General features: G+C 45.7%; 12 protein-coding genes, 1 tRNA gene and 1 riboswitch. Of the genes, 2 read left to right on the top strand and 11 right to left on the bottom strand.

What is annotated here, in order from left to right:
• Nucleotides 1–19: 19 nt before the first annotated feature.
• The 7 genes from DPF93_RS08070 to moaA all read right to left on the bottom strand — a co-directional run bounded on the left by DPF93_RS08070 (nucleotide 20) and on the right by moaA (nucleotide 4,919).
• A complete protein-coding gene (locus tag DPF93_RS08070; RefSeq protein WP_114765706.1) occupies nucleotides 20–1,459 on the bottom strand; it encodes an MATE family efflux transporter in 1,440 nt (479 codons plus the stop codon).
• 59 nt (nucleotides 1,460–1,518) lie between these two features.
• Nucleotides 1,519–1,935 carry a CBS domain-containing protein gene (locus DPF93_RS08065; RefSeq protein ID WP_114765705.1) on the bottom strand — a complete coding sequence of 139 codons (417 nt, stop codon included), beginning with the start codon at nucleotides 1,933–1,935 and terminating at the stop codon, nucleotides 1,519–1,521.
• A 199-nt stretch (nucleotides 1,936–2,134) separates the two neighbouring features.
• Nucleotides 2,135–2,590: a molybdopterin synthase catalytic subunit MoaE gene (gene moaE / locus DPF93_RS08060; RefSeq protein WP_114765704.1), complete on the bottom strand. Its 456-nt coding sequence runs from the start codon at nucleotides 2,588–2,590 to the stop codon at nucleotides 2,135–2,137.
• Nucleotide 2,591: 1 nt separating this feature from the next.
• Nucleotides 2,592–2,837, bottom strand: coding sequence for a molybdopterin synthase sulfur carrier subunit (gene moaD / locus DPF93_RS08055; protein WP_114765703.1), 246 nt, complete (start codon nucleotides 2,835–2,837; stop codon nucleotides 2,592–2,594).
• A complete protein-coding gene (gene moaC / locus DPF93_RS08050) occupies nucleotides 2,834–3,313 on the bottom strand; it encodes a cyclic pyranopterin monophosphate synthase MoaC (protein ID WP_114765702.1) in 480 nt (159 codons plus the stop codon). The genes moaD and moaC overlap by 4 nt, the downstream gene beginning before the upstream one ends.
• Before the next feature lie 28 nt (nucleotides 3,314–3,341).
• Nucleotides 3,342–3,854 carry a molybdenum cofactor biosynthesis protein B gene (gene moaB / locus DPF93_RS08045; RefSeq protein ID WP_075650097.1) on the bottom strand — a complete coding sequence of 171 codons (513 nt, stop codon included), beginning with the start codon at nucleotides 3,852–3,854 and terminating at the stop codon, nucleotides 3,342–3,344.
• Nucleotides 3,855–3,929: 75 nt separating this feature from the next.
• Nucleotides 3,930–4,919, bottom strand: a complete 990-nt coding sequence (moaA, locus tag DPF93_RS08040) for a GTP 3',8-cyclase MoaA (protein WP_114765701.1) — start codon at nucleotides 4,917–4,919, stop codon at nucleotides 3,930–3,932.
• Nucleotides 4,908–5,045: riboswitch (molybdenum cofactor riboswitch) on the bottom strand. (Overlaps the previous gene by 12 nt.)
• A 190-nt stretch (nucleotides 5,046–5,235) precedes the next feature.
• On the opposite strand from moaA, the gene DPF93_RS08035 reads away from it, so the two are divergent.
• Nucleotides 5,236–6,123: a YvcK family protein gene (locus tag DPF93_RS08035; protein ID WP_114765700.1), complete on the top strand. Its 888-nt coding sequence runs from the start codon at nucleotides 5,236–5,238 to the stop codon at nucleotides 6,121–6,123.
• On the opposite strand, the gene luxU is transcribed toward DPF93_RS08035, so the two are convergent.
• From luxU to uvrB, 3 genes are all read right to left on the bottom strand, one after another.
• Nucleotides 6,109–6,447 (bottom strand): quorum-sensing phosphorelay protein LuxU, encoded by a 339-nt coding sequence (luxU, locus tag DPF93_RS08030; RefSeq protein ID WP_114765699.1) that lies wholly within the window; start codon nucleotides 6,445–6,447, stop codon nucleotides 6,109–6,111. The genes DPF93_RS08035 and luxU overlap by 15 nt on opposite strands.
• A 6-nt stretch (nucleotides 6,448–6,453) precedes the next feature.
• The gene (gene luxO, locus DPF93_RS08025; protein WP_114765698.1) at nucleotides 6,454–7,842 is read right to left on the bottom strand and encodes a quorum-sensing sigma-54 dependent transcriptional regulator LuxO; all 1,389 of its coding nucleotides are present in this window, start codon (nucleotides 7,840–7,842) and stop codon (nucleotides 6,454–6,456) included.
• A 262-nt stretch (nucleotides 7,843–8,104) separates the two neighbouring features.
• Entirely contained in the window at nucleotides 8,105–10,135 is a 2,031-nt protein-coding gene (gene uvrB / locus DPF93_RS08020; RefSeq protein ID WP_114765697.1) for an excinuclease ABC subunit UvrB, read from the bottom strand.
• A gap of 549 nt (nucleotides 10,136–10,684) precedes the next feature.
• On the opposite strand from uvrB, the gene DPF93_RS08015 reads away from it, so the two are divergent.
• A tRNA-Asn gene (locus DPF93_RS08015) sits at nucleotides 10,685–10,760 on the top strand.
• 169 nt (nucleotides 10,761–10,929) lie between these two features.
• Here DPF93_RS08015 and DPF93_RS08010 read toward each other — a convergent pair.
• A complete protein-coding gene (locus DPF93_RS08010) occupies nucleotides 10,930–12,243 on the bottom strand; it encodes an anaerobic C4-dicarboxylate transporter family protein (protein WP_114765696.1) in 1,314 nt (437 codons plus the stop codon).
• Between the last annotated feature and the right edge of the window lie 296 nt (nucleotides 12,244–12,539).

Genomic DNA, 12,539 nt, shown 5'->3' with positions numbered 1-12,539 from the left:
TTCACGCCAGTTAGCTCGATCATTTTTTGTTTGCCGCGACTTCTTCTATTAACACCGCATCATGGCTACAAAACGGAGTGGTATTCACGCTGGTGATCGCCGGATCTTTCGGTTCTAACTCGGTCACATCGCCTTGCATCAAATCCTTGATGTGCTTGCGCAAGACCAACATCGCTAAGATGCCAAACACTACCGTACCCACCGCTTGCCCGTAAAGAACGCCTAACGCGCCAAACCAACTGGCACCGAGATAGACAAATGGCAATGTGCCTAACGTTGCTTTACCAAGGTTCAACGCCGTGGAATAAAGCGGCTTTCCTAAGTTGTTAAACGAGGTATTGGCAACAAACTGCATACCATTAAAAATAAAGCTCACCGCGACAAAAGTGCAGAACGTCCCGACAATCAGCGCTGCATCCCCTGTCAGGCTAAAGCCACTGATCACCAGACCCTGAACAAAATAGAGCACGATACAAACGAAGATGGTATACAGTGTGGTCACAATCAGCGAGTTATTGAGAGTTTCTTTTACCCTATCAAAGCGCTCTGCACCAAAGTTTTGTCCGATAATTGGTCCCACCGCGCCAGAGAGCGCAAAGATCACCGCAAAACAGACTGGCGTTAAACGCCCTATCACAGCAAAGCCTGCAACAAAATCTTCGCCAAACTGCGCTATTGATGAGGTGACAATCGCATTACCAATTGGAGTAGCAATATTGGTAATGATCGCGGGAATGGCGATAGCAAGAATCGCTTTCGCATTACATTTCCAAGCAAACCAAGAAGGGATTGCTACCAGATCGTGAACTTTAATTAATGGGTAGAGGGAAAACGCCAACACGGTGCAGCGCGCTATTACCGAAGCGGCTGCTGCGCCTTCGACGTTCCATTTAAATACGAAGATAAACAGCGGGTCTAAAATCGCATTAACAATGCCACCAGCCAACGTCGCCCACATTGATCGTTTGGCATCTCCAGCAGCTCTAAGCCCAGCACCGGCAGCCATACCTAACGCTAAAATAGGACCACTTGGGATCAAGATTTCAAGATAAGCTTGCGCTCTTTCTGCCACAAATCCTTGCGCACCAATCGCTGCAAGTAGCTCTGGAATGTAGCTGTACATCACCACGCTCACCACACAGCTAATGGCAAAAGCAGTCAGCATGGTACTAGCACTAAGTGCGCGGGCGTAGGTAAATTGTTTACTGCCTATCGCTTTTGATACCAAAGCGCCCATTGCAATCGAAGTACCGATTGAGATAGAGGTTGAAAAGAAAACCAGTGTGCCAGCAAAGCCGACTGCCGCAGCCAGTTCCACTTGCCCCAACATACTAATAAACAGCATATCGAGTAAGTCAACCACAAACAGAGCCATAAGCCCGACCGAACCCGCCCCTGACATCACTAAGATATGTCGCATTGTTGATCCTTCAACAAACTTGGCACTTTGATCGGTCATCACTTTTCCTCTAGCAAAATAAAAAAGGCGCCTTGGCGCCTTCAGTTATTATTAGGTTATCACACTGGGTGCTTAAAGCACGCGTCGATATTTTTCGCTATCGCACGCAATACATCTTTACGCGTGATAATCCCTACTAGCTTGCCATTTTCCAATACCGGATAAACTTTAGGTTTGCCGACTTGCATCATTTCCGCCAATTCGATCACCGACATCTCTGGTGAAACCGACAGAACATCTGGGTACATGCAATCGCTGACGATATGAGTATCTTGGCAGTAGTAGCTAACTTTGATCAGTTTATCGAGCAAATCTTGTCCAGAAAGAAAGCCGATCACTTCTTTGTTCTCATTAACAACCGGTCCACCAAGATAGTCAGAGCCCATTACCTTGTCCAAGGCAGCGCTGAGTGACATCTCTGGTGTAAAAGTTACCGCTTGCAGTTTCATGTAGTCTCTTACTTTTAACGATTCCATGTAGGTCTCCTTGTCGTGCCACTGACTAAATCATATTGAGTAAAAACTTGCTTAAGTTAATTGTCGCCTAATTTCTTGATTTTACTAAATGGGAAGCGGCAATTTTTATAATAGGCTGTGTCTATCATTACGACTAGAGATAAAAAAAGACCACTGACTTTCGCCAGTGGTCTCAATATTTTCGAGCGTTATCGCAGGATTACTTTTGCCAGCGCTCTGCCGCTTTCGCATCTGAATCACGAGAGTCTACCCAACGAGTTGCCTCTGTCGTGCGCTCTTTTTTCCAAAATGGCGCTTTGGTTTTCAGATAATCCATGACAAATTCACAAGCTTCAAATGCCGCACCTCGGTGGGCACTAGCAACACCAACAAATACGATTTGATCGCCAGTTGTCATATCACCCACGCGGTGAATAACTCGGATTGCTTCTAAAGGCCAGCGCTGCTCAGCTTCATCACAGATTTCAGCCAGCGCTTTTTCCGTCATTCCCGGGTAATGTTCCAGAGATAAACCAACCACGTCGTCGCCAAGGTTCATATCGCGAACTTTGCCGACAAACGTTACCACTGCTCCAGAAGCGTTACTTTGCGCGAGCGCTTGATACTCATCACCAACATTAAAATCAGCAACTTGAACTAATACACGCGGGTCCATCTTAGCCCCCTGTTACTGGCGGGAAAAATGCCACTTCATCACCAGCGGTTAGCGGATGAGTCAACGGAACAATTGATTGGTTCACAGCAGCTAATAAACGACCTGGATCAAGCGCTAAATCCCACTTACCTTGTTGCGCCGCTAAATGGGCACGCAATTCTTCAACGGTAGTGAACTCACCTTCAAGTTGCAGCTCATCGGTTTCGACCAATTCACGAGTTTGCGCGAAGAATAAAACCTTAATCATGCTTCCACCTTAAAGTGTCCAGATTTACCACCCAATTTCTCTAGCAAACGCACTTGAGAAATCACCATATCTTTTTGCACCGCTTTACACATATCGTAAATGGTCAACGCGGCAACTGAAGCAGCCGTTAACGCTTCCATCTCAACACCGGTTTTACCCGCCAACTTACATACCGACTCGATGCGCACGTAATTTTCGGCTTCATTTGCTTCTAGCTGCACTTCCACTTTAGACAGCAGTAGAGGATGGCAAAGTGGGATTAAATCCCAAGTTTTCTTTGCAGCTTGAATACCGGCAATTCGCGCTGTCGCGAATACATCACCTTTGTGATGCTGACCAGAGGTGATCAATTGCAAGGTTTCTGGTGCCATATGAACAAAAGCTTCAGCGCGCGCTTCACGTACTGTTTCTGCCTTGCCCGATACGTCCACCATGTTCGCTTCGCCAGAAGCATTGATATGGGTAAACTGGCTCATGAGTGCTCCGCGTTAAATAAATCAGTAATTAAACTGAAAGGTGTGGCATAAAGTTACATGGACGGTGGCTCGCATCAAGCTGCTGCTTGATGATCTTCGTCCAACCAGTACGACATGCACCTGTTGAGCCTGGCATAGCAAAAATTACTGTGTGGTTAGCAAAACCTGCGATCGCGCGAGATTGAATGGTTGATGTGCCGATTTCCTCGTAAGAAACCAGACGGAATAGCTCACCAAAACCTTCCACTTCTTTGTCAAATAGTGGTTTAAGCGCTTCTGGTGTACTGTCACGAGAAGTAAAGCCAGTACCACCTGTGATCATAATTGCTTGTACATTTTCGTCTGCGATCCATTGAGAAACGATCGCGCGAATTTTGTACATATCATCAATAACGATTTGTTTATCAACAACGTTATGACCTGCATCTTGTGCGTTTTCTACAAGGAAACGACCTGAAGTATCATTTTCTTCAGTACGCGTGTCAGACACTGTTAGAACTGCAATGTTTGCTGGTTGGAACTTGCTTTCTGCATGACCCATTTGCTCACCTACCTGTCGTGATTAGTTTTGTTCGCCGCTCTATGGCGGCGATAAAGAAGTTGGAAGAGTGCTTAGTTAGCCGCCAATTGAAGCCAAATGTGGCGTCATACCTGTATTACCATCTTGCAAGAAGTGGCTGACAGACTTGGTTTGTAACTGCTCTTGAATACGTTGGATTAATAGCGGCTCTTGCTCGTCTTGCTCCAGAAGATCACGCAGTTCAACGCCATGATCACCGAATAAGCACAGATGCAGTTTACCTAAAGCGGAAACACGTAGTCGGTTACAGCTTTCACAAAAACCTTTTTCGTACGGCATGATCAAGCCTATTTCACCTTGATAGTCAGGGTGAACAAAAACCTGTGCTGGGCCGTCATTTTTCTCACGAATTTTGAGTAACCAACCATTGGCGATCAATTGATTGCGAATTTGCACACCCGATACGTGATGGTTTTGGAACAACTCATCCATCTCGCCCGTTTGCATCAACTCAATAAAACGCAATTGAATTGGTCGGTCTTTAATCCAATCAAGAAATAGCGGCAATTGGTGTGAATTCAGATCTTTCATCAACACAACGTTGACCTTGATCTGTGAGTAACCAACCTCGAAGGCACGATCGATACCCGCCATTACTTGATTGAACTTATTCTCGCCCGTGATTTGATGGAAGAGGCGTGGGTCAAGACTGTCGACACTAACATTGATGTGAGTTAAACCCGCTTGCTGCCACTCGGCAACTTGCTTCTCCATGCGATAGCCATTCGTGGTGGTCGCAACTTTACCAATGCCGTTGGTATTGGCTACGGTTTCAATGATTTGTGTAAAGTCTTTACGTAGACTTGGTTCACCGCCAGTAATGCGGACCTTACTGGTACCACAATCCGCAAACGCGCGAACAACGCGCTGAATTTCAGGCAGTGATAAAAAAGACGAGTTTTTCTGCCCCGAAGGTTTGTAACCATCAGGTAAACAGTATGTGCATTTAAAGTTACAGACATCTGTAACAGAGAGACGCAAGTAGTAAAACTTGCGATGGAATTTATCTTCTAATTGTTGCGCCACGGAACACCTTTCCAAACACGGGAGGCATAATCATTTCCAACTATGCCCTTGTGACATCATGTCACTGGCTCACAAAGCTTATTCGTCACTGAACTTAGCTTACGGAGCTCGGAGTTATGGCAACCGTTACCTGTTCACAATTTGTTCAATTGAGAATTTAACGGCAGCTACCGCATAAAATACTTAAAAACTGTGAGGGATTCCACCCTTAGGATGAAAAAAAACGTACAGCTCACTCAATTTGCCCCCTATTGAGTACTCAGGACAGATCGATTAACTTAAATTGTAGTTGGTATAGCTGAAAATAAGAAAACGAATGACAATCTATTCAGAAAAAAAGGTCGTTGCGATTGGTGGCGGTCACGGTTTGGGTCGAATGCTTGCTGCCCTAAAAGATTTCGGCACAAATGCAACTGGTATTGTAACCACCACAGATAACGGCGGCTCGACCGGACGTATTCGCCATTGCCAAGGTGGTATTGCTTGGGGCGATACTCGCAACTGCGTAAATCAACTTATCACCGAGCCTTCGATCAGCTCGATGATGTTTGAGTACCGCTTTAAAGGTGCCGGTGAGCTCGATGGTCACAACCTCGGCAATCTTATGCTGACCGCATTGGACAACCTCTCGGTACGCCCGCTTGATGCCATCAACCTTATTCGCAACATGCTTAAAGTTGACGTTCATCTGGTGCCGATGTCAGAGCACCCTTCCGATCTAAAAGCACTGTCAAAAGAAGGCAAATGGGTCACTGGCGAAACGAGTGTGGATGAGATGGAAGCGGATTTACAACGCTTAGATCTTGACCCAGAAGTACCAGCGACGAAAGAAGGCGTACAGGCTATCGAACAAGCAGACCTGATCATTCTCGGTCCGGGCAGTTTCTTAACCAGCGTGATGCCGCCACTACTACTCCCTGAAGTAGGACGCGCGATTGCACAAAACCGCAACGCGAAACTGGTATTTGTCGAAAACCTCTCGCCTGAGTACGGACCTGCGGGTCGTATGGAGTTGCGTGAGAAACTAGAATGGTGCGAGCGAGCCTGCCAAGGTCGCAAACTGGATGTCGTGCTTGGCGATCACCCTCACCCGGAGCTAAGTGAGTGGAATTGCATCACGACCGATTTGGCCTCACCAAATCGAGACTGGCGACATGATCGTCAAAAACTGCATGCCGCCATTGTCGGGTTACTCAGCGAGTAAGAATTCATACTGTTGATGGGTGATCTGCAATAGATCCAACATCTTCTGTTTGTGCTCTGGGCTGGCAAGCATCAGCCCAGACTTACCCGCACTATCGTAATCTATCGCCAAATTGCGCAGCGCCTCAGCACCAAAGCTCGCTGCGCTGCTCTTCAAAGCATGGCTGATCTCTTTAAGATAGCTATCTTGATCGTTGTCAGGCAAATTGAGTTTCTCAGCATATTGATTTAACTCAGTGAGAAAAATACCGAGTAAAACTGGCAAGTTATCTGCTCCAATCTCCTGCTTTAGACGTTCTACTTGCTGATGATTAATGATGTCCATATTGCCCTACTGTAATTGTTTGTCATTCCAAGCTTGCAGCTTGCGATAAATAGTCGAAGGGCTTACGTCGAGATAACCTGCCGCTTTAGGAATATTTCCTTCACATGCCTTTATTGCTTGTTCAATGGCACGTTTTTCAGTTACCCAAAGAGGGAAAATATCATGCACGGTGACCACATCTTTCTCTTGGGTGGTCAAAGTCACATTTTCACTCATTGGCTGATCCAGTGGTGGCGGTAACATATCTAAACGGATTTCTTTGCCGTTATTTAATACCACAACGTTACGCAGTACGTTCTGCAATTGGCGCACGTTGCCTGGCCATTCATATTTGGCGAAGCAATCCACCACCTCTGGCGACAGTCGAATAAAGTCTTTGCCTTCTTCTTTCGACATAAACCCTAGCAAAGAGTATGCAATTTCAATGACATCTTCGCCGCGTTCGCGCAAAGGAGGTAAATGTAGTGGGATCACATACAAGCGATAGTACAAGTCTTCACGAAAACGTCCCTCTTGCACTTCTTTCCAAGGGTCACGGTTGGTTGCGCAGACAAATCGCACATCAACGCTTTTCATTTTTGATGAGCCCACCTTTTGGAACGTGCCTGTTTGGATAAAGCGCAGCAGCTTAGTCTGCAAATCTAAATCCATCTCACACAGCTCATCAAGAAACAGTGTTCCGCCGTCGGCAAGCTCAGCGGCGCCTTGTCTGTCGGTGGCTGCGCCGGTAAACGCCCCTTTCACGTGACCAAACAATTCACTTTCAATCAGGTCTTTTGGAATGGCGGCGCAGTTGATAGCGATAAAGGGTTTGTCACCGCGCTTACTGGTGGCGTGTATTGCTTCCGCACACACCTCTTTACCAGTACCACTTTCACCGGTGATAAAGATACTCGCCTTACTTGATGCAGCCGAGTCTATCGTGCGGTAAACGGCTTGCATGGTTTGGCTACTACCAATAAATCCTTGATAACCCTGATTTATTCCTTCTTCCGTTTTCAGCTTACTGGCTTTACGAATCGCGTTATTTACAGTAACGCGCAAGCGGTCAGCCTCGCATGGCTTAATCAAAAAGTCTTGTGCGCCGTGGCGCATCGCTTCGACAGCGGTATCAATTGAGCCATGCGCGGTCATAAAGATCACGGGCACATCTGGATTTTGCTGTTTCACCGCATGCAGAACGTCCATACCCGTCATATCCGGTAGACGTAAATCAAGCAGGATTAAATCTGGGGTGCGAAAGCTAAGGCTTTCAATGGCGTCACGTCCGGTCCCAACAATGTTAATGTCGATACCAAGCGGCGTAAGATAAGAGCGATAGAGCGCGGCAACCGAGGCCGTATCTTCTACCATCAGAAGGTATTTATTTTTTTGTGTTGGATTATTTTGCTGCATAACCTAGCCAGGATTTTGATTGCATTTTGTTCCAATAATTGCATTGCGCATTGCAATTTGCAAATATTGACCAAGAAAAATCCAAACTTTGTATGAAATATTAGGCTTAATCAGCGATTAATAATTGGCATGAATAGTGCTGTAGTAACAATGACCCTAACGGGTCACCTAGCCAACTGACGTTGTTAGTGAACTTAGTATTCACAAATGACAGCCAATAGAACCATTTCTATTGGCTATTTTTTTGTCTGTAATTTACCACCTAGCTATTGGCAATAAATTGAGCGCGTAGTTGCTCGATTTCGTCCCGTTTCGCTGCTGCTAATTCAAACTCAAGATCCTGTGCATGCTGATACATTTGCGCTTCCAACTTGCTGATCTCTTTTTCCAGCTGTTGTGGCGTAAGTACATGGTAATCTTGAGAAGGCTCTGCCACTTTCGATAACGGTACCGCTTTACCCGTACGCTGCTTGCGCGCTTTACCAATATCACCAAGCTCCATGATATCTTTGATATTTCGTTTCAGTGCTTGTGGTTCAATGCCTTGCTCTAGGTTGTATGCGTGCTGCTTCTCGCGACGACGGTTGGTTTCGTCCATGGCACGTTTCATCGAACCAGTAATTCGGTCAGCGTAGAGAATCGCTCTACCATTTACGTTACGAGCTGCACGGCCTATGGTCTGAATCAGTGAGCGCTCTGAGCGTAAGAAGCCTTCTTTGTCCGCATCAAGAATCGCGACCAACGACACCTCTGGCATATCCAAACCCTCACGAAGTAAGTTAATGCCCACTAACACGTCAAATTCACCCAAGCGTAAGTCGCGAATGATTTCAACTCGTTCTACGGTATCGATATCTGAGTGCAGATAACGAACACGTACATCATGTTCGCTTAAGTATTCGGTTAAATCCTCCGCCATGCGCTTGGTGAGAGTGGTGACTAACACTCGCTCATCTTTTGCTGCACGAATACGTACTTCTGACAGAAGATCATCGACTTGCGTCGCAACCGGGCGCACTTCAAGCTCAGGGTCTAGCAAGCCTGTGGGGCGTACCACCTGATCTGCAATCTCGTCAGCTGACTTTTCTAACTCATAGTTGCCAGGTGTAGCAGAGACAAAAATGGTTTGCGGCGCCAAGGCTTCAAATTCATCGAACTTAAGCGGGCGGTTGTCTAATGCCGACGGCAAGCGAAAACCATATTCAACTAGGGTTTCTTTACGTGAACGGTCACCTTTAAACATCGCGCCAATCTGCGGCACCGTAACATGGGACTCATCAATGATGAGAAGACCATCTGCAGGCAAATAGTCGAACAAGGTTGGTGGTGGCTCACCCTCACTGCGTCCACTTAAGTAGCGCGAGTAGTTTTCAATACCGGAGCAAAAACCAAGCTCGTTCATCATTTCGATATCAAACTGTGTACGTTGGCTAATGCGCTGCTCTTCAAGTAGCTTGTTATTCTCAAGCAGGTATTTTTTGCGCTCTTCTAACTCTACTTTGATCTGCTCGACCGCTTCTAAAATTTTATCGCGCGGTGTGACATAGTGCGTTTTCGGGTAAACCGTGTAACGCGGCAAGTCACGCTGCTTAACCACACCAGTCAGAGGATCAAAGATGCTGATACAATCAATCTCATCATCAAACATCTCAATGCGCAGTGCATCTTGATCGGATTCTGCCGGGAAGATGTCGATCACTTCACCACGTACGCGAAATTGCCCGCGCTCAAACGCGACATCATTACGGCTATATTGAAGCTCAGCTAGGCGACGTAAAATATCCCTTTGATCCATCACATCGCCGCGACGAATATGCAGCATCATTTGTAGATAAGATTGCGGATCGCCCAAACCATAAATCGCTGAGACCGAGGCAACAATAATGGCATCTTTACGCTCAAGTAACGCCTTGGTAGCGGATAAACGCATTTGCTCAATGTGCGCGTTTATTGAGGCATCTTTCTCGATAAAGGTATCCGTGGTGGGTACATACGCTTCTGGCTGATAGTAATCGTAATAAGAAACGAAAAACTCAACCGCGTTATTGGGGAAAAAAGCTTTCATTTCTCCATAGAGCTGCGCAGCCAAGGTTTTGTTTGGCGCAAGCAATATGGCGGGACGTTGAGCAGTGGCGATAACATTCGCCAAAGTAAAGGTTTTACCCGAGCCCGTTACCCCTAATAAGGTTTGATGGGCAAGACCGGCATCGAGACCTTCCAGCAATTGATTAATCGCCGTTGGCTGATCACCCGAGGGTTTGTAGTCTGATACTAGGTCATAAAGTTTACTCATGACATCCTCAAAAGCTTATCTACATCATATGAGCATTTTGACTGTATACATATACAGACTCAAGCCCCAATTTAAAAATAGTCTAAGATTTGGCGATTGTTTTTGTTATTCATGCTAGATCCCAACAACAGAAGCTGATATTATTCCCGACCCTAATTAGCGCCCCTCGCTAAAATCCCTCTCGCTGTCATTCACAGCTTATACACAAAACACCAGTTATCCTTTGTTTTTCCACAGCGATCTTTTCTTTGTTACTGATCTCAAATTTGATCAAAAGACAACTTAGTTGCTTGTAATTACTGCCTCTTTCATTTGATCAGTGAATCTTTCCATCTATAAATAATGATCATCTTTTTATCGTTATTTCGCTTATTAAGTCGTAATTCACATACTTATCCACAATTTTAGTGGATAACTAATTGCAGCCCAATAACCACGCGGGGTAGCGAAAAGTAAAGTTATTTTTCTTCGCTAATTTTTATTTTTGACCGATAAAAACTATTGACAGAAAAAAGGGCTATAGATAAGATTCGCCCCGCTTAATGCAATTCCTCCTTAGCTCAGTTGGTAGAGCGACGGACTGTTAATCCGCAGGTCGCTGGTTCGAGCCCAGCAGGAGGAGCCAAATTCCATAAAAATGCCGTGTCCTTTGACGCGGCTTTTTTATATCTATTTTTCACGGTCTCCCCTCTGCTAACTCGCAAACAGCAAAAAGACGCCCGAAGGCGCCTTTGTTATCAACTATTGCTATCAACTATCCCTTGAATCAGGGTGACAGACTCCGTCTGCAGCGATTACAACACCATACCAGCAAAGATAAAGCCAAAGATGATACTGAACACTAGGCTCAGTAGACCCGGGATCATAAAGCTGTGGTTAAAGATGTATTTACCAATCTTAGTCGTGCCCGTGCGGTCAAAGTCGATTGACGCGATGATAGGACCGTAGTTTGGAATAAAGAAGTAACCGTTTACCGCCACGAAAGTCGCGATAATCACTTCAGGTGGTAGACCCAGCATAATACCTACTGGTACCAATACTGCCGTAGTTGCACCTTGGCTGTTAACCATCACAGAAAGACCAAACAGTGCGAAGGCGAAGGTCCATGGTGCCAATTCCACCATACCCGATACCGCTTCTTTAACCATCACATCGTGACCGCCGATAAAAGTATCGCCAAGCCATGCAATACCAAAGATTGCCACAATCGCACGCATACCCGCGTGGAAAACTGAACCTTGGGTAATCGCATTGCCATCTGGTTTACAGATTAGGATGATCAAAGCACCCATTGCTAACATGATGATTTCAATCGTATGTGCCATACCCATTGGTGAACCATCAAAGTTTGGTCTTAGGAATGGGAATGCACCCATGATAACCACTGCCAATGCACCAAATAGGAACAGACCAACCGCGCGTTTCGCTTCTGGACGAATTTCGATCTCTTCTACTTGAGTCTCTTCTTCCATCTCTTTGCGGAAAGCTGGATCTTGCATGCGGCGTTGGTATTCAGGATCGTCTTTTAGCTCTTTACCTAGTTTGTTCACAATTAAACAAGCAGATGCAAGACCAAGGAACGTACCAGGAATAGTTACCATCAGAACGTCAGCAAGAGTAATGCCTTGCGGCTCAAGGAATGCCACTAATGCAACCACTGCAGCGGCAATTGGGCTAGCAACGATAGCAAACTGAGAGGCAATTACCGCCATACCGAGTGGACGCTCAGGACGAATACCACTACGACGACTTACTTCAGCAATCACTGGCAGCACTGAGTAAGCTACGTGACCAGTACCCGCTAAGAAAGTGAATGACCACGTAACAAGCGGGGCGATAAAAGTAATTTGGCGAGGGTTCTTACGTAAAATGTTAGACGCCACTTTAATCAGATAATCAAGACCACCAGCCGCTTGCATCGCCGCTGCCGCAGCAACCACTGCCATGATCATTAGCATTACATCAATTGGCGGACTGGTTGGTTTTAGACCGAAGACAAAGCTTAAGATCGCCAGACCAATACCACCCATTACACCCAGACCGATACCACCGATCCGAGCACCAATTAAAATACATCCCAAAACAACTAAAAATTCTATCAAAAACACATCAAACTCCTTGATGACAACGTTTAAACTAAAACCTTGCAGATAGTAAGTTTTTTGTCATTTTCGTTTTCAGTACAACTTCACAGAAGCAACACGAAAAGAAGGCGTATTGTAAAGTTTGTTTAATGCCTCTCGCTACCGACGGTCATTTGTTATTTCAATGTAATTGGATTGCTTCAGTTATAGTGGTTTTGCGCAACATTCCATCTCACGCTGCGTGGCGCACGGAAACGTTTTCCGCTCTTTTAGCACGTATTTTGCGTATAATTTTTACTCAACAACCTAAAACCTTATCT

The organism is Vibrio rhodolitus (assembly GCF_003350325.1).
Classification (GTDB): Bacteria; Pseudomonadota; Gammaproteobacteria; order Enterobacterales; family Vibrionaceae; genus Vibrio; species Vibrio rhodolitus.
Note: the sequence above shows the minus strand (reverse complement) of the source record. Positions and strands in the feature narration are given on the sequence as shown.